Origin of the sequence: Nitrosomonas sp., assembly GCF_021731985.1 — a bacterium.
GTDB lineage: Bacteria > Pseudomonadota > Gammaproteobacteria > Burkholderiales > Nitrosomonadaceae > Nitrosomonas.
In genome coordinates, this window is sequence record NZ_JAKFWH010000070.1 from 1 (window position 1) to 23,657 (window position 23,657).

The window sequence follows — 23,657 nt, forward strand, 5'->3', positions numbered from 1 at the left end:
GAACCTTACGCGCGAAATCCATCATGGCTCGGATAGTTATCGCTATCCAACCAGAAGCCGGATATACGGAAGCAGTTGCACCTTAAAGCTATCACTTTTTGCTTGCAAAACGGGAGGAGTCCATATACGGATTAGCAAAACGTAATCCGCCACAAATGAACCGCAGAATCAAAGTGAGAGACAAAAAATTTAACAAATATACGAAGGGAGAAAATCATGAATGCAACTGACAAAACTTACACCTACCGCTGCGGTGAGAAGGTGGAATTAACTAAAAGCCCGGATGAATTTGTGGTGCGGGCTGCGCCGGAGAGTTTGCAGGATTGCTGTTTTTCTCATGTGGAGCGAGTTTCTCCGGCTTCGTATAAATTGACGACGGCAGCGGATGAATTGGATAACGCCATGACCAAAGCAAGGGAAACGGCTGTTACGCATCATGCCTATTACACGGCTGATACCGGTGAGGAATTCCTTATTACCGATCGCGTATTTGTGACATTTAAAGACGCGCCGGCAGCGGAACAGTTGGATGATTTTACCGGGCGTTATGGTTTGGAAAAAAAAGAAAGCTATAGCGGCAAAGATTATCTTTTTCAATTGACCGGACATACCGGCATGAATCCGCTCAAGCTGGTAGTGCAGTTAATGGAAAACGAACCATTGGTGGAAAATGCGGAAAACGATCTTAATCATCGCTTAAAAGCCTATCAATTCCAGGTTCCAAGCGATCCCAGCTATATCCGGCAATGGCATTTGCATCATCGCTTGAGCGATCCGGCATTCGATCCGCGTTCTTCTGCGCGTTGCGAAGACGCATGGCGGTTGTTGGATCACTACGGTAGCGCTGATGTGGTGGTGGGTGTGACCGATGACGGTTGTAAAATCGATCATCCGGATTTTAATTCGCCGGGTAAATTTTCCGGTTGGGGTTATTTTCGCGGCACGCGTTTAATCGTCCATGGGGACGTTGATGCCAATTCGGCTGACATGTATCAGACAGGGGCTGATCACGGCACCTCCTGCGCCGGGGTGGTTGCTGGAGAAGCAGATGCCATGCTGACTGTTGGCGCTGCGCCGGGGTGCCGCTTGTTACCGATAAAGTGGGAATCGGATGATCGTGGTCTGTTCATCGGTGATTCAAAAATGCTTGCCGCCATAAACTATATGGCCGGCAAAGTGGACGTTATTTCCAGCTCTTGGGGAAACAGCCCCACCAGTCAATTCGGCACAACGGTCATCAACCGTATTGCCGAACTCGCCACTTCCGGCGGACGGCGCGGGCGGGGTATCGTGTTCTTATGGGCGGCGGGGAATGAGAATTGCCCGATTCAGCATGCCGCCCAAATAGATGTTCCTTATGACAGAGGTTGGCGGTTTAATGCAGATGGAACCAGCACTTGGGTAGGTGTTAGAACGGCACGGCAGTTCAGTCATAATCTCGTTGCAGTCAACAACGTGATGTACGTAGCTGCGCTCGCCAGCAATGCACAGCGTAGCCATTATTCGAACTACGGCACCGGTATTGCGATCAGTGCACCGTCAAACAACAGCCATGAATACCGGCGTCTGAGCTTAACTGGTATCGGCATTACGACGTCGTCGGGCGAAGGTGGCGGGGTGACTTCGGCTTTCGGTGGTACTTCCAGTGCTACCCCGCTGGTTGCGGGCGTCGCGGCATTGATAGTTTCAGCAAACCCGAAGCTTACTGCGTTGGAAGTGATTTCCATCCTTAAACGTACGGCAGCCAAGAATCTGAATATGAGCAGTTATCCAAAAACACCGCCTGCCACTTACGATCCGTCGCCCACTTGGGACGTTTCTCCGGTAGCGCCGTTCGATAACGGGTCATTTGTCGATATCGGTAGTGCTGATGGCTCATGGAGCCCGTGGTTCGGGCATGGCCGCGTGGATGCGGCGGCGGCTGTGGGTGAAGCATTGCGCTTGGGGGGCGGCGCGCCTTCCGGTCAGATTTATAAGAAATCGTCGGTGCCGGTTTTACAGATTCCCGACAACAATGTTACAGGTGTGAAAGACAGCATATTATTTGCTGATAACGTCAAAATTGATTCCATCAGAGTCTCAGTTGATGTCACCCATAGCTTTATTGGCGATTTGCGCTTGACGCTGCTTGCGCCTTCCGGAAGCAGCGTGGTGCTTCACGACCGCAATGGCGGTAATGCGGTCAATCTCAATAAAACATACGACATCAGTACGACGCCGGGACTCATCGGTTTGAAAGGGCAATCTTTACAAGGCAATTGGGTGTTGCACGTGCAGGATCTTGCTGCAGTCGATACCGGTTTGCTGAGCCGCTGGGAAATAGAGGTTTCCGGGCAGACCGATGATGCACTGCGAGCCGAAGAATCGCCCGGCGTGACCATTCCAGACAACAATCCGACGGGCATCGAAAGATCGTTGCAGATAGCTGGCAGCGGTAGTGTCGCGGACATCAGTGTGGCAGTGGATATCACGCATAGTTATATCGGCGACCTGCTCGTTACGCTCATCGCCCCCGACAGCACGAATGTTGTGCTACATCCTCGTAGCGGCGATAGAGAAGACAATATCATTAAAACCTATACGGTTGCTAACACGCCTGCACTGTCCGCGTTGCGCGGCAAAGCGTCACAAGGCACATGGCGCCTGCGGGTCGCCGATCTCGAAGCGCAGGATACTGGCAAGCTCAATCGCTGGGCAGTGCGGATAGAGCAGGAATAGCGGGAGATTATGATGACAAATAAAAATGGCAAATTCAGGAGTATGAAATGACAAGACTCTTTAAGAAAGGCGATCAGGGACCGGAAATCAAGGAGATTCAAACGCTATTGATGAATAAAGGTTATTTGACTGATGAAGAAATCAATGGCGTATTTGATAATGAAACCTACCGTGCTGTGCGCGCGTTTCAAGCGCAGAACTTGGATCAGCAGGGCCATCCGTTGACGGTTGATGGTCAAGTGGGGGAATTAACCTGGTGGAGTCTACATAACCCCAAACCCAGCATTCAGCCGCCGAGTGCTGTAGATTATCAGCAAATGCCGGCGATCGAGCTAGGCGGTAGTGCGCGCGGAAGAGCGGCGTTACAAGTCGCAATTAATGAATTGAAGGCAGGCGCTGGAGAAATAGGCGGGAATAACCGGGGGCCTTTCGTAAAAAAATATTTGCATGGCATTGTGTCAGAGGGCGAACCTTGGTGTGCTGGTTTTGTGAGTTACTGCTTCGCGCAAAATCCAGCGGGTATGCCTTTTAAATATACCGTGGGTGCCCAAGACGTCTTACAACAATTTAAGAAAAATGGCTGGGCACAACAACCAGGAAGCGGCTATTCCCCGAAGCCAGGGGATATCGTGGTTTGGTGGCGGGATCAGCCTTCCAGCGGTAAAGGCCACATCGGCTTGGTTCATCAATTACGAGATGGTTTTTTGTACACCATTGAAGGAAATAAGAGTCCCAATGTGCAGGGCTTTAATTACGTATTCAGCCGCATGGATAAATTATTGGGGTTCGGCCAAGTGCCGGATGCCTAAAGGATACAAATATGAGTTCTTTTCCCGGATCCCCGCGCCTCCTCAAAGGCGGTCTTGCTCTGCTAGATCCTCTGACTGGCCAGGTGCTGCGCATTATCCCACTGCAGTACAACCCGGACACGCTGAACCGCAGTCTGCAGATTAAGGGTGTCGGGCAGGAAAGCGGCGACCATATCGAGGCATTGCGGCTTAAGGGGCCGCCGACGGAAACCATCAAACTGGATGCTGAGCTTGATGCCACCGATGCGCTCGAAACGGCCGATAGCGAAGTAACGAAGACCGGTCTACATCCTTTACTGGCGGCGTTAGAGGTGATCGTCTATCCCACCAGTGCACATTTGCTTTCAAACAATGCCGAGGCATCAGCAGGAACACTGGAGATTATTGCTGCCCAGTCACCGTTGACGGTATTCATCTTTGGCGCCAACCGGATTGTGCCGGTGCGTATTACCGAATTCAGTATTACCGAGGAGGCTTTTGATGTTTCACTCAACCCCATCCGCGCTAAAGTCAGCTTGGGGATGCGCGTCCTAACAGTGGATGACTTGGGTTTCGACGTCAAGGGGGGGAACCTGTTTATTAGTTATTTACAGGCCAAGGAGCAACTGGCCACGAAAAACCGCGCCGGAACCTTCGGGGCACTCGGCATTACTGGGATTCCATGAGGATGAACTATGACTACATATAATTTTCCCGCCACTAGCCGGTATTACGACATTGAAACAGTGACGTTGCAAACCGTGGATGATCGGACTGTGGTTTATCTACGTCGTCGATTTCTGCCGGCGCCGGATCGCTTTGCTTTGCTGCAGGAGCATGTTGTTAGCCAAGGAGAGCGGTTGGATCAGGTTTCGGCGAGTTTTCAAGGCGATCCGGAGGCATTCTGGCGCATCGCTGATGCCAACGCAGCGATGCGGCCGGAAGCGTTAACCGAAGAGATCGGCAGGCGTCTGCGCATCACGCTACCCGAAGGCATACCCGGACTCCCCAATGCTTAAAGGCGTTCACCTAACCTTGATGATCGGTCCTGCGGTGCCCATTCCGGCACCGGAACCCGTCATGAATGCGCTGCAAAGCGTGCAGGTGACCAGCTCCAAGGATCGCAGCGGGTTCCAGGTGAGCTTCGCGGTCAGTAAGAAGTCATTGTTGCAGACCGTGCTGCTACCCGCCGGTTATTTTGATCCGATGATTACTCGCGTGATCATTATTGCGACGGTTAACGGTTTTCCTAATGTGTTGATGGATGGGATAATAACCCAGCAGGAGTTGACGCCTAGTAATGAGCCAGGCCAATCAACACTGACCATCACAGGCGATGATTTGAGCGTATTGATGGATATAGTTGAAATGCCATTTATGCGATATCCGGCGACACCAGATATTGGGCGAATCTACCTGATCTTAGCCAAGTATGCCGCGTTCGGTATTGTGCCTTTGGCAATTCCTCCTTTCATAAATGATGTTCCGCTCCCGACGCATAGAGTAGACCCTCATCAGGGGACAGATTTGGCCTATTTAAAGAAACTTGCCAATGATCATGGCTATGTATTTTATGTGGAACCTGGCCCACTGCCTGGACAAAGCATTGCCTATTGGGGGCCTGATATTCGCATTCCGCTACCTCAGCCGGCACTGAATATAAATATGGATGCGCATACTAATGTCGAATCCTTGAGTTTCAGTTTGAATGGATTAGCAAAAAAGATATTAGTTTTTGGGGTTTATGATCCAATTACGGGCAAGATTCCAATCCCAATTCCGCTGCCTAATATCAATATGTTCAAACCCCCACTTGGGCTCCGGTTGACACCACCAGCAAAGGTGGAATTTCCAGACTGGTCGTTTTCTGAGGAAATGCCAGGACTTGTAGATAAAATTCTTGGGGTTTTGGCTCGGTCATCCGATGCAATCAGTGTTTCGGGGTCGTTGGATGTATTACGTTACGGTCAGGTATTACGATCTCGCATGCTGGTTGGAGTGAGAGGGGCAGGTTTAGCGTACGATGGGCTTTATTATGTAAACAGTGTTACTCACAACATCAAGCGTGGCGAATATAAAGAAAACTTTCAGCTCAGCCGAGACGGACTGATCTCCAATACACCTAGAGTACCAATATGAGTGAAAACACGAAGAAGTTTTATGGCAAATACAGAGGAACTGTTGTTCAAAATATCGATCCCGAATTTCGGGGGCGCATTATGTGCCTTGTTCCGGCGGTTTTAGGTGTAACTCCTTCGGGATGGTGTGAAGCCTGCACACCACTAGCCGGGCCTACTGGAACCCCAATGGGAGTCTATATGGTTCCTCCGATTGGAGCAGGGGTTTGGGTGGAGTTTGAACAGGGAGATCCTGGCAAGCCGATTTGGTCCGGATGTCGCTTCGCATCCGGAGATGCGCCAACCTTAGCTTTGACAAGCACTCCGCCTTTGGCACCTAATATCGCAATACAATCACAACAGCAACATATGATCATGGTGAGCGACATGCCGCCTACTCCTATGACAGGTGGAATTATGTTGCGTAGCTTTACCGGCGCTATGATTGTGGTAAACGATAGTGGAATTTACATTAGTAATGGCAAGGGAGCGATGATAACAATGATTGGGACTGTCATCGATTTCAATACTGGTGCATTAACGATTCTTAAATAGGAGATTTCAAATGCCTGGATTTCTTTTGCATGTAGGTGCCGGAATGCAATGCTTTCACGCAGCGCCGGCGACCGTTCCACCGACGCAACCTCGGGTGTTAGTTAGCGGGCAGCCGGTTGCTACCATTAATCCAGCAGCTATAGTAGCTACCGTTGCGGGTTGTGTTTTTCAGATTCCTATCGGCACTGGCACCAAGCCTCAGCCTTGCGTAACCGTGAAATGGGCCATGCCTTCGACGCGATTCCTGGTGTCCGGGCTACCTGCCGCATTGGTGCCGAGTCCTGGACCCGGCCCAGGTATTTGCCAAAGTGTGGAGCAAATACCCCAAGGCGCGCCGATCGTCAGCGTAGTTCAAGCCCGAGTAATAGGAATCTAAGCCCATGAACATCGACTTTCCCTTCCATTTTGACAGCCGTGGCAAAACCGCAACGACCGACGATAGCGACCATATTCGCGACATGATTGAACAGTTGATTTTTACCAATGCGGGGGAGCGGGTGAACCGGCCGGATTTCGGCAGTGGTTTGTTGCAATTGGTGTTTGCATCTAACAGCCCGGAATTGGCGGCAACGATTCAGTTTACGTTGCAGGCCGCTATCCAACGGTGGTTGGGAGATGTGATCGAATTGCGTGCACTGGATGTTCAGGCGGTGGATTCGACGCTTTCCGTCAATATAACTTATGCCATTCGGCGGACCGGCCAGGAACAAACGGCCAGTTTCTCCCGTAGCGTTTAACCGGAGGATCTTATGGAACTTTGCTGCCAACAGGATAGCCGTCGCGACAAGGTAAGAGAAAAAATCGGCTGGAACGGTTTGGATTACCTGGAAGTGGTTCTGGATAAGCCGCCCGCCACGGGAGCTAGTCTATCGGTGTACTTTCTCGGTAAGCTGCCGCCGGAGTTTAATGTTGAGGGGCAAGATCTCAGACAATACTTACGATTGGAGGGCGGGCGCCAGATACAAAACATCGGCATTGTTTCGGTCGAGGCGGTGGTAGTCGATCCCAACGATTTGGAGAAAGATGATGTTTTACTGGTGCGCTTGGATAAGGGCGGAGATTTTTCCATCTATACCCTCCGGCTGGTGGGCTTGGAGAATGTCGACAAGCGTTATGATCATCTAGACTTCTCTTTTAAGATCGACTGTCCTACCAATCTGGACTGTGTGCCGCCTTGCCCCTGTGAGCCGCCAGCTTTGGTAGAGCCGGATATCAATTATTTGGCCAAGGATTATGCGAGCTTTCGGCAATTGATACTCGATCGATTGGCGGTGGTCATGCCTGACTGGTCTGAGCGCCATGTGCCGGATATAGGTATCGCCCTAGTCGAACTGCTAGCTTATACCGGCGACTACCTGAGTTATTTTCAGGATGCAGTTGCCACCGAGGCCTATCTGGAAACCGCTAGACAACGCGTGTCGATCCGACGCCATGTGCGATTGGTGGACTATACGCTGCACGAAGGCTGTAACTCTCGCGCTTGGCTGAGCATCGAGCTTTCGTCCGATCCAAATCGGCCTTTCAAATCAAGAGACATCGCCTTCCTAACCGGACTGAACAATACCTTATCGGGTGCTGCTTCCGTGCTTACCAGAGATGAATTAAGCAGGATGCCGGCTAAGTCCTACGAGATGTTCGAACCCTTACCTTCATGCCCTGATAGAAACCTGCCCTTTTCCGCAAAACGCAGCAAAATAAGTTTTTATACCTGGGGAGATCGGGAATGTTGTTTGGCTAAAGGCAGTGTCTCCGCAACGCTTCTGGATACTTGGACTTCTGCTGATCAGGCTGTGCGGGCACTGGATACACTGGCGCTAGGTGATGTGCTGATATTCGAAGAAGTCTTAGGACCGAAAACAGGCTTAGCGGAGGATGCCGACCCTCTGCGTCGCTGCGCCGTACGGATAACCGGGATATCGCGTGGTATTGATCCCGTCGTGCTGACAGATGGGAATCCGACTCCTTATGTGGAAATCCGGTGGTCTCAGGAAGATGCTCTGCCATTTACTTTTTGCATAACAGCTCAGGGTCAGGCGCCCGAGTGTGCTTATTTCAATAACATCAGTATCGCCCGTGGCAATGTGCTTCTGGTTGATTTCGGTCAGACGCTCGCTGTCGAATGCTTGGGGGAAGTCACGGAATTATTATCACAGGCCGTATGCGAATGCGAGGGACATCCCGGCGAGATACTGCGCACGCCGGGAATGTTTCGGCCGCGTCTGAGCAAGACGCAGCTGACTTTTAGCGCACCTTTGCCAGCGGATACACAGATTGCTCACGCTTTGCTGGTACAGGATGTGCGCGCGGCGTTGCCAAATCTGCGTGTTTACTTACTTCCAATGCAATTACGCCGCTTATTCGGAGAGATCGATCCCGCTACTTTGTCTCCCAAAGTGGTCGATGACACGACCGGGGTTTGGCTGAGTTTTATCGCGGATAGCCTGCCTAAGGCTCTGGCTAAACAATACAAGGACGGCAAGCTACCCCTTGCCGAGTGGCAAGGTAGTTGTGAATTGGTCGAGAATGGTTCGGACGACCACCATTTCGCTGTGGAGATCAGTAACGACGGTGTCGTTCAGTTGCGCTTCGGTAATGGCGACCTGGGCTATCTTCTACCCGCCGCGGATACACGGATCCTGGCGTCTGCCCAAGCTTTTCTGGTGCAGGATGTGCGATCGGCGCTGCCGAATTTGCGCATTTACTCACTTTCTCCAGACTTACGGTACTTGTTCGGACAGATTGATCCCTGCACACTGCCTTTCTCCCTGTCCGAGGACACGACCGGGGTGTGGTTGAGTTTCCCTGTAGATTATCTACCCAAGGCCCTGGTTGAACATTACAAGGACGGCAAACTGCCCGTTACCGAGTGGCAAGTGCGCTACGACCTGCTCGAGAGCGGCCCTGACGATCGCCATTTCGTTGTGGAAATCGATAATGATGGTGTTGTTCAGTTGCGCTTCGGGGATGGTGATCTGGGCTATCTGCCGGAAGCAGGCACGGTATTTTTTGCCAAATATCGCATCGGTAACGGCATGGCCGGCAACGTCGGCGCAGAGTCCACTACCCGTTTGGTTTTGAATGATTCCCTATTCGACGGGGGTTCCATTACGGTACGTAATCCTTTGCCTGCGATCGGTGGCAGCGACTCGGAGCCGATTGCCGAAGCCAAATTGTTTGCTCCTCATGACTTCCGTAAGCGCCTGGAACGAGCGATTACCGCCGCCGACTACCGCGTGATTGCCGAGCGTAACGTTCAACTGCAGCAGGCTTCTGCGGCCTTGGTATGGACTGGTAGCTGGTATGAAGCGGACGTTGCGATCGATCCCTTGGGATCTGAGACGCCAGCCCCTTCCTTACTTGGAGATCTAAAAGCCTATCTCTATCGCTATCGGTGCATGGGACATGATTTACGGGTGCTTGCGGCTCGTTACGTACCCATTGATCTCAAATTGGAAGTATGCGTCTTACCTCACAGCCAGAAAGCCCATGTGAAGGAGGCTCTTTTAGATGCGTTTAGTAATCGTAGACTGCCGAACGGAAAGCTAGGTTTTTTCCATGCCGACAATCTTAGTTTCGGAGTCAACATTGAGTTCAGCACAATTGTTGCCGAGGGGATGAAAATTCCAGGTGTGGAGTGTGTAAGGGTGATCCGATTGCAGCGTCAGTTCGAAGAAGCCAACAGCGAGCTAGAAAATGGTCTTTTGACCTTGAGCTCACACGAAATTGCGCAACTCGACAACAACCCTGTTTATCCGGAGCGCGGTAAGCTGGAGCTGAGTTTGTCAGGAGGAAGATGAAATGATTGGTAAAAAATGTGGATGCACCACCGAATCCTGCGGCTGCTGCGAAGGTGTGCAGGTCTTAACGCCTATGTCGACAACCAATCGCCCTGGTTTAAACAGCCTGAGTTATCGTATCGGTACCCACGGCGCTTTTCTGGAAACCATGAAAGCGCGTTTCGCCAGCATGGGTTGGACGGAGACGGACTCGAATGGACACAGCCCCACCAGCATCCGTCCGCTATCCGGATTGACCACGCGCGATGCCAGCGATCCAGCCATTGCCCTTCTGGACGGTTGGGCGACGGTGGCGGATGTATTGACCTTCTACCAGGAGCGCATCGCCAACGAGTGTTATTTGCGCACTGCGACGGAACGCCGTTCGGTGCTGGAATTGGCCCGGCTGGTTGGATATAGCTTGCGCCCTGGCGTGTCTGCCAGCGTTTTTCTGGCCTATACCGTGGACGATAACCAGAAGGAGCCGGTAGTGATCAATCCCGATGCGCGTGCACAAAGCATCCCCGAAGGTCCCGGAGAGTTGCCGCAAGCCTTCGAAACCAGCGAGCAATTGGTGGCGAGGGCGGAATGGAGCAATTTGCAGGCGCGGGTGACGCAGCCGCAAGTAATTGTGTCCGCGGCAGCGGCAGGCATGACGATCACTTTGACGGATACCCTCTATATTCAAGGCGTCAGCACAGGTCTGAAAGCTAATGACCCATTGCTGCTGAAGTTTGAGTCCGAAAATGTTAATACTTTAGTGTATGTTAAAGCCATTGAAGCCGATTTCCCCAATAATAGAACCAAAGTGGTACTTACGGAAAAGGCGATTTACAAAGTTCTGCTGCATTCTCCGGCTAAGCAGAACGCATCGCGGAAGCAAGCTGCTTCTGTTAATCCCGATCCGGTCTTCGACACCTTGGTGCAGCCGTTGTCCGTCCCTCCGGAACCACAATTCGCTTCCAGTGCGTTTTTACCGAGAACGCTAAAGAATAGCTTTAAACAATCTAGCGACAGTCTGCCGCAATTAGTCTCCTTTCTTAAGCCAACCATCGCCGACATGCTCTATCCGGCTTGGTCCAATGCCATTACGATACCTGCGACGCCGCCGAAGATTTATGCCTTTCGAGTAAAAGCAGCACCCTTTGGCAGTACCGCGCCGCCCAAGCAGATAACGGATGACAAGGGAAAAGTAGTGGGAAGTGAAGAATGGCCTTTGGCGGGAGGGGTGACGGTAGGGGTGAAGGCATCTGCTGGTGAGCTGATGGATATACTAGCCCAAGGTGGTTCTATCGGCGGGATGCTGGTAGAACTTTCCGTCAACGACGGGAATCATTCGGTGAGTGTTAAAACTAATTTAGAGAATACCAATATTCGCTTCAAATTGGATAAAAGTACCATTTGGGAAGCGAAAATTGAAGTAATACAAATAGGAGGTACACAAGAACAAAAAAGATCTGTTACATTTAATTTTTCCAGCGGAACAAACATAAACAAAGTCAAGATAACTTCGGAAGACAGTGAAAGTGAAACTTTTACGGTTAACGGAGACACTGTTGGCCGTGGTGAGTCTATACGCTATCGGGGTAATAATGGTGACATTTCTATTGAATACTCGAGCGGACAACGACAACCCGAGACACTGATTTTTTCGCAACAAACTGCTTTATTGCCAAATTTCAATATCATCGACCTGGATGCTCAATATGATCAAATTGTTGCGGACACACCGGTTGTTGTCGTTCGTTCCAATAACGGCGAGCCCCTATTCAGCTCTATTATAAGTTCCAAAAATATAGCTAAAACCGCATACAACATTAGCGGAAAATCCACAGAGTTGGAACTAAAGAAGGATTGGCTGAGCAAAAGAGACTTATACCTTTCCGATGTCCGTGATACCACCGTATATGCTCAAAGCGAGGAATTGCAGTTGTCAGAAATGCCGGTACTTGGCGATAATCCAGCCAATCCGCCTGAGGTTAAAGGCGATACCATTGAGCTGCAGCAGCTCTATGATGGCTTGCAGTCCGGGCGGTGGATCATTGTCTCCGGTGAGCGCACAGATATAAAAAATCCGGATGGATCGATCATCGCCGGTATCAATACCAGCGAATTGGCGATGATTGCGGAAGTTAACCAAGCCCCTTCCGTCCTGCCAGGGGATAAAATCCATACTACGCTGACCTTGGCCAAGCCCCTGGCACATGCTTATAAACTGGATTCCGTTGCCATCTACGCCAATGTCGTTAAAGCCACCCATGGTGAAACTCGTAATGAAACGCTGGGCGCAGGCGACAGCAGCAAAGCCTTGCAGGTTTTTTCTTTAAAACAGCCGCCACTTACCTTTGTTTCTGCCGCAAACATTTCCGGTGTGGACAGTACACTCAAGGTATATGTCAATGATGTGGAATGGAAAGAAACGGATAGTTTGTCTGGTCTGGGAGCGAAGGACCGCATGTTTATCACCAAAACAGATGACGATGGCAAGACCACGATCATTTTTGGCAATGGTAAGCAAGGTGTGCGTCTGCCTACTGGGCTGGAAAATATTAAAGCCGTTTACCGAAACGGTATTGGCAAGCAAGGCAATGTGAAAGCCGGACAAATTAGTTTGTTGCAAACCAGACCTTTGGGGGTGAAAGCGGTTAACAATCCGATTGAGGCATCGGGTGGGGCCGATAAGGAGACTCGCGATCAAGCCAGGGAAAACGCTCCATTGGCGGTCAAAGCTTTAGATAGATTGGTTTCAGTTACGGATTACGCCGACTTTACTCGTACCTTCGCCGGTATCGGTAAGGCGGTAGCGAGCAAGCTGAGTAACGGTCGCCGGCAACTAGTGCACATTACCATCGCTGGTGTGGATGATATTCCCATTGAGATCTCGTCCGATCTTTATCGGAATTTGCAGGCCGCCTTACGTCAGCTAGGCGATCCCGATTTGGCGCTGCAAGTAGAAAAGCGGGAGCTTATTGTTTTGGCGGTCAGCGCGAATATACGTCTAGTCTCTGGATATTTATGGGAGCCGGTCAAGGACAATATCACAGCAGCAGTTTTCGATGCCTTTAGCTTCCAGCGACGGAAACTCGGCCAGCCGGCTTTGTTATGTGAGTTGATTGCCTTGATGCAAAATATCCCTGGCGTGGATTATGTGGATGTGGATAGTTTTAACGGGATCCCGGAAATTGTTACTGACCTTGGTGATGGAAGCAGAGGATTCCCAACCCTAAGTGAAATAAATGCAGCATTAGGGAATACGGTCCCGCCGCCATATTATATACTTGTCAACGATGCTGGAATTGATAAGAATGGTGTCATGCATCCGGCACAGTTGGCAATATTTACACCGTCTGTTCCAGACACCATTGTTTTAAAGCAGAGGTAACCATGAGTCTAACTTCCGATCCTCGCATTGACCGGCTCTACCAGCTTCTTCCCGCAATTTACCGCATACGGGATTCCGAACAAGGTTATCCCTTAAAAGCCTTATTGCGTGTTATCGCCGAACAGGTAAATTTAGTAGAGGACGATATCAGCCGACTTTATGACAATTCCTTTATTGAAACTGCTGAAGATTGGGCTGTTCCTTATATTGCCGATCTGATCGGTTATCGACCGGTAACCGATCCCGGTGAAGCCGGCAACGCAACAACTCAGGAAGGACGGCAACTCTATCGAGCATTGATCCCTCGCCGAGAAGTTGCTAACACTATCCGTTATCGACGCCGCAAGGGTACGTTGGCGCTGCTCGAACTGCTTGCCAACGATATAGCCGACTGGCCGGCGCGAGCTGTGGAATTCTATAAGCTGCTGGCTTGGAATCAAAATATCAACCATCAGCATTTAAAGCGAGCTCGCACTGTTGACTTACGGCAGATGAACGCCATCGATCTCTTGGATGGACCCTTCGATGCCATTGCCCATACAGTGGATGTGCGCCGTATCAATTCGACGTTAACCCTGGGGCGTTTCAACATCCCATCGGTGGGCGTGTCTGTATGGCGCCTCAAGCCCTATTCAGTGACGCAAACACCGGCACATCGTCCCGAGCATGCACCTTCTCATTGTGGTACGTTCAGCGTGCTGGGTCAGGATACTCAACTATTCATCAAGCCCGAACGGGAGGACGATCCCACTCATATTGCCGGGGAGTTGAATCTTCCTTCGCCGGTCCGTGCACTATCGTTCAAGCAGGCACTGTCGGGCAGGGCGGACAAAGAACTTTATTACGGTGAGAAAAAAAGCCTCGCCATCTGGGCGGAAGGCTGGGCGAAGCTAGCTCCCCCATATCTTGTGCCGGTGGATAAGATCATCCACGCCGATTTGTCGGATTGGCGTTATACGCCGCAGCTCGGCAAGGTCGCTGTGGATCCCGTTCTTGGACGCTTCGCCTTTCATCCCGATCAATTGCCGCAAAAGGCCGTTCGGGTGAGCTATCACTATGTGTTCAGTAGCGACATCGGCGGCGGGGAATACCAACGCCAACTCGCCGATCCATCGCCCAGATTGATGGAGGAAACCGATCCTCTCGATACATCTAAAACCGTTACCCGGAGAGTGGCGCCGGTGATATATAAGGTCGGCAAGGGGCAGTCTATTCATCGCATCGGAGAAGCCCTACGCATCTGGGAACAGGAGCATCCCTGGGATGCGGTGATCGAGCTGACGGATAGCGGCGTTTACAGCATTGAGCCTCGTTACATCAACTTAGATAATGGCCGCACGCTGCAAATACGCGCATCGAATGGTTCGCGTCCAGTCATCCGGCTGCACCGTCAGGAGGATTGGCAAAGCGACTCCGAGGATACGAACACCATGGTGGAAACGCTCACAGTTATCATCGAGCCAGGCGGCCGTTTCACGTTGGATGGCTTGCTTATCAGCGGGTGGGCGTTGCATATCAATAGCCCGCAATCCGAGCAACAAGAAAAAAAGAACGATCCGGTTTGCTTGTCGCAGGTTCTGATTCGCCACTGCACCCTGGTGCCAGGCTGGGAACTTGAATGCGACTGCGAACCCAAGAACGCAGAAGAGCCCAGCCTGGAATTCCATCATCTTCGCGCCAAGGTACATATCGAGCATAGTATTCTCGGTGCCATCCAGATACACGAAGACGAGGTTTATGCCGACCCCATCCCGATTATGATCGCAGATAGTTTGCTGGATGCGACCGCTGCAGATAAGGAGGCCATCGGGGCACCCGGCGAATTCGTTGCCCATGCAAGTTTGACGATACTTCGCAGCACGGTATTTGGGATTGTAAACACCCATGCAATTGTCCTGGCGGAAAATTCTATTTTTAATGACTGCGTAAACGTGGCCAGGCGTCAACTAGGGTGTATGCGTTTTTGCTATGTCCCGCAGGGGTGCCGCACGCCCAAACGCTACCACTGTCAACCCGATACGGCTATTGAGGTTTTGCGTGACGCGTTTTCGCCTGGGGAGGTTGATCCGTTGTTAATCGATAACGAACAGCTTCGCCTGATTCCCCAATACACCGCTCGTCGTTATGGATTGCCAGGATATGGCCAGTTGAGTACGTATTGTGCCGAGGAAATACGGCAAGGCGCGGACGATGAATCGGAAATGGGGGCTTTTCACGATTTGTTCCAACCCCAACGGACAGCTAATCTGCTAACCCGGTTAAATGAATACACGCCGGCCGGAATGGATGTGGGACTGATATTCGTAACGTGACATGACGCGGCAAGATTTCAAACATAAACTTAGCTCAAATTTCATTAACACATTTTAAGGACTCCGCCATGAAAGGTGATTTTACTCGCGACACATTTGATAAGGCTAAACACTTTAGCAGAGTATTACAACAACAAGGCCGGGTGCAGTTAGATGCTGATACCAATGAGCAGACAGCCATACTGCTGCATTATATCCGTACCCTCGCCGCAGATTTGATAGGACCGTTTGCAGGCCCGGCTGGTGCTGGTCTCGGGTTCTCAATTTCATTGCTTGATGACTCTATTAATAAAGATAATCCGGATTTCTTAATCTCTCAGGGCCGCTATTATGTGGACGGTATATTGTGTGAGAAAGATGAGGATAAGTTGAACTACCAAGCCCAGGAGTGTTATCCAAATCCGCCTGTGACTAAACTGAGTGAAGGAGATGCTTATCTGATTTACCTGGATGTGTGGGAGCGCCACATCAGCTCTATAGACGATGATAGTATTCGGGAAAAGGCATTGGGTGGGCCTGATACGGCTAGCCGTGCCAAAATCATTAGCCAAGTAAAACTCCAATCACCGGTTGATAAAATACTGTTTCCGGTTAAAAAAGGTAATGATTTAGAACTCAAGGATTGGAAAGAATTGGTGGAAATCTGGCAGCCTTCTTCATCAGGTTGTCTCAAGGTGCAAGTCAAGCCTTCTGAAATTCCTAATTCCCCTTGCGCGGCAGCACCTGACACGAAGTACCGCGGACCGGAAAATCAATTATACCGGGTGGAGATTCACAATTCCGGTAATGCAGGTGAGGCGACCTTTAAATGGTCACGTGACAACGGTTCTGTTGCAACCAGAATAGTTGATGGCACGTTTGCAGGAACAACTTGTAAGGTCGAGTCATCAAAAGGGTTTGAGTCCGGTATATGGGTGGAGTTAAGCAATGAGGAACGAGAGTTACGTGGAGAGCCTGGAGCTTTGGTGAAATTGGTCAAGGTAGAGAATGATGTTTTTACATTGGAATCCGCAACGGGATGGCTTAGTAACTCCGGCGGGAAGGAAAAAACATCGCCTACCAAAGTGCGCCGCTGGGATCAAACTCTGAATTCTGCCGGTACATCCAAAATTCCTGATGGCGCAGTCGTCATTACTGAAAGCAGCGATTCGACCAACGGCTGGATAAATTTGGAAAATGAAGTGCAAATTCAATTTCAGCCTACAGCAGCAGAATATCGAACGGGAGATTACTGGTTGATACCGGCGCGTGTAGAAACGCGGGATATTGAATGGCCAGTCATAAAAGATAACGGTAACGTGGTTCCTATTTCAAAACCGCCATTTGGCATTCGCCATCATTATGCTCCGTTAGCTCTTCTTTCTAAGGATGGAGCCAAATGGAAGCTCATTTCGTTACAAACAGAATTTCCTCCGGTCCACAAAGTTGATGGGGAGCCGGGTCTCAGTAGCCTCGGTGAAGAAGGTTTTGGCGGACATCTCTCTTGCAAGCAATTAGAAAAAGTTAATTTGGTAGTTAAGAAAGCATAAAAAATCGAGGGTATATTTACATTGAACCATATACATCTGACCGGACATCGATCAGATGTTAACTCTTTTAGGGTAACCCGACTAAAACACCTCCTATTTGTCACAGCTTAATGATTGATCTGCCGTTTCTAAGATAACCCCCTATTTCTTTTTTAGTTAATCATTTCCTTGCTTGTATCGTCAAACCTCAAGTGAATCGACTTGCACGCCGTAATGAACACTGCACCGCATGCGTATTTGGAATGTCTCTGGAAGCGGTGTGAAACTGAATAATTCATACTTTCAGTCAGCAATCATTTACTGCGGTAATGGGATTGTTCCATAGGTTATTGGTGTTGTTGTGTTTGCCAAAAATATCAATCGGGTATGTGTGGATAATTATAAGGCAGCTTTCATATTCAACTAAGTTGCTGGCCTATAGGGGGATTTTTTATAGTGAGTTCACAGGCTTCTTACGATTTACTCTCATGTATAAGTGATTTTGCCGTGCGCATTAATGCGCACGGGGTCATTCAGCAAGCATCCGCGTCGTCACAAGCATTTCTGCAATTACCTGCGGGGTTGCTGCAAGAATCTATCGAATTTTTCATCCAGCCTGAAGATAGGGCGCTATTTACGGAAGCCCGGGAGAAAGCTAAGCGTAGTGGAGAAAAACAGGCTTTAGTTTGCCGTCTCTTACGCCAGAGAGTATTGTCGGTGTGGGTCGATTGTTATGTGCTCCAGTTGCCAGAAGATGAGTATCTCATTGCAGCATTTGATGCGACACACTGGAAGGATAATGAGAGTCAGCTGATTTACCTTTCCACGCATGATGCGCTGACTGGATTGCCTGGCAAAGTATTACTAGATGATCGTATTGGTATGAGTATTCATACGGCGCAGCGGGAAAAGAATTTTCTGTCATTGATCGTTTTAAGTTTGGATGGGTTCAGGAAAATTAATGACTTGTTGGGACATGGTATTGGCGATGAATTAATTAAAGCTGTTGCTGATCGCTTGGAGAATTCTGTACGGCATAGTGACACGGTTGCGCGCGTGAGCGACGATGAATTTTCCTTGATCATGATGGGAGTAGGGCAAGCCAATATTGAATTGATAGCCAGGAAAATATTGACGGCCATGCAGCGGCCTTTCCGTATCCGTGAACATACTTTACACATCAGTGCCAGCCTAGGCATTTCAATGTATCCGGAGCATGGCGATAATTCTGTGTATTTATATAAAAACGCAGAGATGGCGATGTATAGAGCGAAAACACAGGGTAAAAATCACTGGAATATTTATAGCGACCAGGTGGATGATACGGAGAGAAATGATTTGTCGCTTGAGTCAGCCATGTATGAAGGTATTGAGAATGGCGAGTTCATGTTGCATTACCAGCCGATTTTTTGTGCACAAACCGGCCAATTACGTGGTGCCGAAGCACTGATGCGATGGCAGAATCCAAATCACGGTTTTATTTCACCGATGAGATTTATTCCATTGGCGGAAAACAGCGGTTTGATAAAAATTCTCGGCGCTTGGGCTTTGCGCAGTGCTTGTCATCAAGCGAAACAGTGGCAGGAAAACGGTCTCGAAGATTTCTATATCTCGGTTAACGTATCTCCACGTCAATTTGTGCAGGAAGATTTCCTGGAAATGATTAATGGGGCGTTAAGTGAATCTGGGTTATTACCGGAAAATTTGATGCTGGAAATCACGGAAGGCGTGTTAATGGATAATCCGCAGAAATCGGGGGCGATTCTGGCTCAGCTGCATGCGGCAGGAATAAAAATCGCAATTGATGATTTTGGCACCGGTTATTCATCATTGGCTTACTTAAAGAAATTTCCGTTATCGGTATTGAAAATTGACAAGTCTTTTGTAGATGATGTGATTAATAGTGCTGAAGATATGGCCATTGTTGGCACGATTCTCAGTCTGGCAGAAGGGCTGAACCTGCTGGTAGTGGCTGAGGGAGTGGAAAATGATGCGCAATTGGGTTTCTTAAGGCAGGAGGGGTGTAACCTGATACAAGGATATTTGACCGGCAGGCCGGTAAACTCTGAAATGTTTAGAGAACAACACATGGCATGACAGAATTAATTTCGATGCCCAAAAATGATAAAGATAATTTTTTCGCGCTATTGATGAAACGCATGGCCGAGAAAGGTGATTTTCCTGCATTCTCTGAATCTGTTCAGCATCTTGACGAGTTAATGCAGGACGAAGATAAAAATATAGCAGCCATCGCCAGTGCGATTCTAAGTGATTTTACGTTGACCCAGAAAGTGATCCGATTAGCCAATTCAGCGATGTATTCCGGTATGGGCGGGGAGATCACAACGATTACTCAGGCAGCAGTAGTCCTCGGTTTGGATGCGATTGCACATATTGCGCTCAGTATCCGCTTCATTGATATGCTTTCAACTGCCGTTCCAGATTCTGCAGAAGCCCGCGAGGAACTGGCAAAAGCAATTTTGGCTGGTGATATTACGCGAATCATTGTGACCAAATCAAATATGATCAATGGCGAGGAAGCCGTAGTTTGTGCCCTGTTACATCATTTGGGACGCCTCATGCTGGTATTCTATTTTCCTGAGGAATGGTCACAGATTCAAAAAATTGTACGGAATGACCAAGCAAGTGAAGACAGCGTAACGCTCGAAGTTTTGGGCGTGACGACCGATGAGATTTCTCAGGAAATTGCCAGGAACTGGCGGCTGCCTAAGAGAATATCCAATAGCATGGCAAGTTCTGCCACATTCGATGAAACCAGCATGCCGGGTTCGGCAGATTGGCTAAAAATCATGGCCAATTTTGCCAGAGATGCTGCATCCATGCTTGTTAACAATAGCAGCAGAGAGGATTTAAAGCATTTTGTATCACACTATAGTGAGTCATTGCTGATTTCCAATGAAGATATCATGGATGCGATAGATTTGGCTCAGCATATGGCTTCAGAGCTTGTTACCAAATCTGAGAAAGGAAAAGTTTCTGGTAAGCCAAACGACTCTCGTGAACGACTGGCAGTCAGTGTTCAAGATTTCAGTGCCGCATTGACTCAAGGAATAGACTTTAATAGCGCGCTGAGTATGGTTCTTGAAACCATCTATGCGAGCATGGGGTTTAATCGCGTGGTTACTTTTTTTCGCGATGCCGGGATGTTCAAAGCTAAGGTGGGTTTTGGTAATAGGATGCCGGAAGCGTTGCCGATGCTTATTTTTCCCGAGGCTTATGCGGCCGATGTGTTCCATTTGTCGATGGTGAACAAAGCCGATGTATTTATCCAGGATATTACTTCAAACCAGACAGCATCCAGTATACCGGATTGGCTGAGAGAAGCTTTGCCGGATGTGGATGCTTTCATCCTATTACCTCTGGTTTTCAATGGTCGCGCTGTCGGTTTGATCTACGCCGACTGGCGAATGGGCGCAACGGGTACGGTTGAATCCAGCGAGCTTTCATCCATGGGTATGCTCAGGGACTGCTTGATACAGGCTTTGGCAAAGAGAAAGTAATCTGAAGTTTTTGCCCTATCAGTTTTATCAGAATATCCAATTTAAATCTATTTCGCGTTATAAAACACAACGATATTGTCATGTGATCTCATGTAAATGGATGGCAATTATCGCAAGATACATCAGAGAATATTCCCAAATAAATGGAAACCCTGGAAGCCACTTCCAGCCAGCTCTGTGATTGCTGGCGATCATGTAGAATGGGTAAATATTATTATGATTCGGGAAAAATGACATGACGAAACTACTATTGATGTCTTTTTGGCTAATTCTGTTTACAACATTCTCAGTTCACGCTGCGGAAAAAAAAGATGAAAAGCGACTTGATGAGATTGCGGAGCGTGGTTCACATGTTATGCCGTTTGATCTGGAAAAGACCACGCATATTTTTACCCAAACTTCGAGCGGAGGGATACAACAAGTAATTGCAAAAAACAAATCCGATACCGGGCAAATCAATTTAATTCGTGCCCACCTGTCTGAAATTTCCAACGAATTTAAGCGCGGTAACTTTTCTAATCCTGAGAAAATTCATGGTAAGAACATGCCTGGCTTGACTGAATTGAAAGCTGCGCAATCGGGTCAAATTAAGTTCGAGTATGAGAAGTTGCCAGATGGCGCACAAATTACTTATTCCACCGAGGTTGAGAAACTTAGGCATGCCATCCATCAGTGGTTTGACGCCCAGCTCAGCGACCACGCGCGCCATGCTGTACCGGGACACTCGAATCATCCTATGCACCATCAGTAAAAATAATAGGTGGCCGGAAGGCAAAACGAAGCGCAAACACTATAATTCGAGCGCACAATCACTGGCTTTTGCAGTTGATTCCCCCAATATGAATCTCACCCCTGGTCTCGGCTAACTGCACCTGTTTTTCTCGTTCCCGGTACCGGGCTTTGTCTTCTTCCGAGCGGTTATGGTAACAAGCGGGGCAACTAATTCCCTGTTGATAGTGCTCACTGAGTTTATCTTCATCCGAAATCGGCAAACGGCACGCGTGACATTGATCATAGCTGCCTTTCTCAAGCTGATGATTCACGGTAACCCGTTCATCAAACACAAAGCATTCACCCTGCCACAAGGATTCCTCCTGCGGGATTTCCTCCAGGTATTTCAGAATGCCGCCCTGCAAATGGTAGACTTCCTCAAATCCCTGCTGTTTTAAATACGCAGTGGATTTCTCACAACGAATTCCGCCCGTACAGTACATCGCCACTTTTTTATGCACAGAGGGATCCAAGTGTTGGGATACATACTGTGGAAATTCCCGGAAAGTTGTAGTGTGTGGGTTTATCGCATTGGCAAACGCACCGACCGCAACCTCATACTGGTTGCGGGTATCGATTAACAATACCTCCGGATCGTTAATTAAATCATTCCATTGCTGAGGCGCCACATAGGTTCCAACCAATTGCTTGGGATCAATGCCGTCAACTCCCATTGTGACGATCTCTTTCTTCAGTTTTACTTTGCTGCGTTTGAATGGCATCTCGTCGGTCATGGATTCCTTGACCGCGATGCCAGCAAACTCTGGTATCGTTTCCATCCACCCCAAAACAGAATCGATACCTGCCCGGCTGCCAGAAATAGTGCCATTGACCCCTTCCTCCGCCAGCAGCAACGTTCCTTTTACCTGATTCTCAACCAGCTTCGCCTGCAACGGTTGTTGTATCGCTTTGTAATGAGGTAAGGAGACAAATTTATACAGTGCACAAACAACAAATTTTGACATTATGATTTCCTCTTGCATTGTTCTATTTCTCGCGTTCATTGCGTTTTGCAGGATAATAGCGCTTTTCATTGTAAGATTGTATTGCTTGTGAATCTTCCGGTCATTAAGAGCGCGTAAATTGTTAAATTCAGAATTCAAGGGAGCGGTGAGTGTCTTCGTCAGAACACAGCGATAAATCGGGATCAATAGATACGTTTTTTGAGCATGGTTTCGAGCAATTAAAGCAGGATTATCCTTCGATCCAGGAAATCGATGCGGCAAGTAAAGATTTCCTTTATCGTCAGGGGGATCATTGCACCTACGTCTTCTGGATAAAAAGTGGTATTGTGAAACTCTCTCATCTGACTGCGCAGGGAACCGAAATTACCATTGCGTTGCTGAGAAAAGGGGATGTCATGGGCCATTTGCAGGGTGATTCCGTCTACCAGGAAATGGAGGAGACGGCACAAGCACTCGGGGAAGTGAGTTACTATCGTTTGGCCTATAGCGATTTCAAGGCATTGCTGTCACAGCATGCGGAACTGGCGTGGCATGTGTTTGAGGAGACATACGCCCGCAAGCAGAAAATCGAACGCAAACTCCGGACCATTCTGACGCAGCCGGTTGAGATGCGACTTGCCGCAACGTTATTGGAGCTGGCCGAGATGTTTGGAATCCGCTGCACGCACGGTTATGCATTGGAAATTCACTTAACACAACAGGATGTGGCGGATTTGATCGGTGCCAGCCGCCCGGTCGTGAGCACCATTCTGAATGATTTCAGAAACCGCGGCATGCTCGACTATACGCGCGATCAGATTTGTATCAATGACGTTGCACTCAGCAATTTTTGTCAAACCAAGTAATCCTTAGTTTGTTGGGTAGCTAACAGACACCGTGGCAGCGCTGTATTAATGTATGCAACATGGTAACCATTGGGGGAGCCACCCTTTAATACAGGAGCATTAACATGAAAGTGATTTCACCGCGTCTACACGGCTATCTTGATTTTCTGACCGTTATTCTATTTTTACTTGCCCCAACACTGTTAGATTTGAGCCAGACACCAGCGATGCTTGCGTATGGCATGGCGGTAGTTCATCTGATCGTTACATTGGCATCCGACTTTCCTTTTGGCGTCATCAAGCTCATTCCATTTCCCATCCATGGCTGGATTGAACGCATCGTTGGTCCTTCGCTGATTGCACTGCCTTTTATTTTCGGTTTTGCCAATGAAGAGATCGCGCGGAATTTTTATATTGCCG

Annotated in this window: 18 protein-coding genes; 17 read left to right on the plus strand and 1 reads right to left on the minus strand. The window is 49.0% G+C overall.

The features are described 5' to 3' along the window. Positions 1-216 precede the first annotated feature (216 nt). The 15 genes from QZ942_RS10860 to QZ942_RS10930 all read left to right on the plus strand — a co-directional run bounded on the left by QZ942_RS10860 (position 217) and on the right by QZ942_RS10930 (position 21,428). The gene (locus tag QZ942_RS10860; protein ID WP_292995467.1) at positions 217-2,718 is read left to right on the plus strand and encodes a S8 family serine peptidase; all 2,502 of its coding nucleotides are present in this window, start codon (positions 217-219) and stop codon (positions 2,716-2,718) included. Positions 2,719-2,765: 47 nt separating this feature from the next. Next, a complete protein-coding gene (locus QZ942_RS10865) occupies positions 2,766-3,527 on the plus strand; it encodes a peptidoglycan-binding protein (protein ID WP_292995469.1) in 762 nt (253 codons plus the stop codon). A gap of 11 nt (positions 3,528-3,538) precedes the next feature. Continuing rightward, complete coding sequence (locus tag QZ942_RS10870) at positions 3,539-4,192, plus strand: hypothetical protein (protein ID WP_292995471.1); 654 nt, start codon at positions 3,539-3,541, stop codon at positions 4,190-4,192. 9 nt (positions 4,193-4,201) lie between these two features. Next, positions 4,202-4,525, plus strand: a complete 324-nt coding sequence (locus QZ942_RS10875; RefSeq protein ID WP_292995473.1) for a LysM domain-containing protein — start codon at positions 4,202-4,204, stop codon at positions 4,523-4,525. Then, complete coding sequence (locus tag QZ942_RS10880; RefSeq protein ID WP_292995475.1) at positions 4,518-5,645, plus strand: hypothetical protein; 1,128 nt, start codon at positions 4,518-4,520, stop codon at positions 5,643-5,645. The genes QZ942_RS10875 and QZ942_RS10880 overlap by 8 nt, the downstream gene beginning before the upstream one ends. Next, positions 5,642-6,178 (plus strand): phage baseplate assembly protein V, encoded by a 537-nt coding sequence (locus tag QZ942_RS10885; RefSeq protein ID WP_292995477.1) that lies wholly within the window; start codon positions 5,642-5,644, stop codon positions 6,176-6,178. Before QZ942_RS10880 ends, QZ942_RS10885 begins: the two co-directional genes overlap by 4 nt. Positions 6,179-6,188: 10 nt before the next feature. Further along, on the plus strand, positions 6,189-6,554 hold the full coding sequence (locus QZ942_RS10890) for a hypothetical protein (RefSeq protein ID WP_292995479.1): 366 nt from the start codon (positions 6,189-6,191) through the stop codon (positions 6,552-6,554). 4 nt (positions 6,555-6,558) lie between these two features. Then, positions 6,559-6,915, plus strand: coding sequence for a GPW/gp25 family protein (locus QZ942_RS10895; RefSeq protein ID WP_292995481.1), 357 nt, complete (start codon positions 6,559-6,561; stop codon positions 6,913-6,915). A gap of 12 nt (positions 6,916-6,927) precedes the next feature. Then, positions 6,928-9,975 (plus strand): putative baseplate assembly protein, encoded by a 3,048-nt coding sequence (locus QZ942_RS10900; protein ID WP_292995483.1) that lies wholly within the window; start codon positions 6,928-6,930, stop codon positions 9,973-9,975. A gap of 1 nt (position 9,976) precedes the next feature. Further along, entirely contained in the window at positions 9,977-13,336 is a 3,360-nt protein-coding gene (locus QZ942_RS10905; RefSeq protein ID WP_292995485.1) for a putative baseplate assembly protein, read from the plus strand. Between the two features lie 2 nt (positions 13,337-13,338). After that, positions 13,339-15,648: a hypothetical protein gene (locus tag QZ942_RS10910; RefSeq protein WP_292995487.1), complete on the plus strand. Its 2,310-nt coding sequence runs from the start codon at positions 13,339-13,341 to the stop codon at positions 15,646-15,648. Between the two features lie 68 nt (positions 15,649-15,716). Next, entirely contained in the window at positions 15,717-17,177 is a 1,461-nt protein-coding gene (locus QZ942_RS10915) for a DUF6519 domain-containing protein (RefSeq protein WP_292995489.1), read from the plus strand. A 435-nt stretch (positions 17,178-17,612) separates the two neighbouring features. Next, positions 17,613-19,253 carry a bifunctional diguanylate cyclase/phosphodiesterase gene (locus tag QZ942_RS10920; protein WP_292995491.1) on the plus strand — a complete coding sequence of 547 codons (1,641 nt, stop codon included), beginning with the start codon at positions 17,613-17,615 and terminating at the stop codon, positions 19,251-19,253. Beyond that, positions 19,250-20,677: an HDOD domain-containing protein gene (locus QZ942_RS10925; protein WP_292995493.1), complete on the plus strand. Its 1,428-nt coding sequence runs from the start codon at positions 19,250-19,252 to the stop codon at positions 20,675-20,677. Before QZ942_RS10920 ends, QZ942_RS10925 begins: the two co-directional genes overlap by 4 nt. Positions 20,678-20,912: 235 nt before the next feature. After that, a complete protein-coding gene (locus tag QZ942_RS10930; protein WP_292995495.1) occupies positions 20,913-21,428 on the plus strand; it encodes an aspartate carbamoyltransferase in 516 nt (171 codons plus the stop codon). Positions 21,429-21,486: 58 nt separating this feature from the next. Here QZ942_RS10930 and QZ942_RS10935 read toward each other — a convergent pair whose 3' ends face one another. Further along, positions 21,487-22,413: a rhodanese-related sulfurtransferase gene (locus QZ942_RS10935; RefSeq protein ID WP_292995497.1), complete on the minus strand. Its 927-nt coding sequence runs from the start codon at positions 22,411-22,413 to the stop codon at positions 21,487-21,489. 149 nt (positions 22,414-22,562) lie between these two features. On the opposite strand from QZ942_RS10935, the gene QZ942_RS10940 reads away from it, so the two are divergent. Beyond that, on the plus strand, positions 22,563-23,258 hold the full coding sequence (locus QZ942_RS10940; protein ID WP_292995499.1) for a Crp/Fnr family transcriptional regulator: 696 nt from the start codon (positions 22,563-22,565) through the stop codon (positions 23,256-23,258). Between the two features lie 104 nt (positions 23,259-23,362). Next, positions 23,363-23,657 (plus strand): hypothetical protein (locus QZ942_RS10945; protein WP_292995501.1); only part of this gene is annotated, 295 nt, incomplete at its 3' end.

Coding starts and splice junctions, on each gene's coding strand:
- QZ942_RS10860 (WP_292995467.1), top strand. CDS start 217: ATGAATGCAACTGACAAAACTTACACCTACCGCTGCGGTGAGAAGGTG.
- QZ942_RS10865 (WP_292995469.1), top strand. CDS start 2,766: ATGACAAGACTCTTTAAGAAAGGCGATCAGGGACCGGAAATCAAGGAG.
- QZ942_RS10870 (WP_292995471.1), top strand. CDS start 3,539: ATGAGTTCTTTTCCCGGATCCCCGCGCCTCCTCAAAGGCGGTCTTGCT.
- QZ942_RS10875 (WP_292995473.1), top strand. CDS start 4,202: ATGACTACATATAATTTTCCCGCCACTAGCCGGTATTACGACATTGAA.
- QZ942_RS10880 (WP_292995475.1), top strand. CDS start 4,518: ATGCTTAAAGGCGTTCACCTAACCTTGATGATCGGTCCTGCGGTGCCC.
- QZ942_RS10885 (WP_292995477.1), top strand. CDS start 5,642: ATGAGTGAAAACACGAAGAAGTTTTATGGCAAATACAGAGGAACTGTT.
- QZ942_RS10890 (WP_292995479.1), top strand. CDS start 6,189: ATGCCTGGATTTCTTTTGCATGTAGGTGCCGGAATGCAATGCTTTCAC.
- QZ942_RS10895 (WP_292995481.1), top strand. CDS start 6,559: ATGAACATCGACTTTCCCTTCCATTTTGACAGCCGTGGCAAAACCGCA.
- QZ942_RS10900 (WP_292995483.1), top strand. CDS start 6,928: ATGGAACTTTGCTGCCAACAGGATAGCCGTCGCGACAAGGTAAGAGAA.
- QZ942_RS10905 (WP_292995485.1), top strand. CDS start 9,977: ATGATTGGTAAAAAATGTGGATGCACCACCGAATCCTGCGGCTGCTGC.
- QZ942_RS10910 (WP_292995487.1), top strand. CDS start 13,339: ATGAGTCTAACTTCCGATCCTCGCATTGACCGGCTCTACCAGCTTCTT.
- QZ942_RS10915 (WP_292995489.1), top strand. CDS start 15,717: ATGAAAGGTGATTTTACTCGCGACACATTTGATAAGGCTAAACACTTT.
- QZ942_RS10925 (WP_292995493.1), top strand. CDS start 19,250: ATGACAGAATTAATTTCGATGCCCAAAAATGATAAAGATAATTTTTTC.
- QZ942_RS10930 (WP_292995495.1), top strand. CDS start 20,913: ATGACGAAACTACTATTGATGTCTTTTTGGCTAATTCTGTTTACAACA.
- QZ942_RS10935 (WP_292995497.1), bottom strand. CDS start 22,413: ATGTCAAAATTTGTTGTTTGTGCACTGTATAAATTTGTCTCCTTACCT.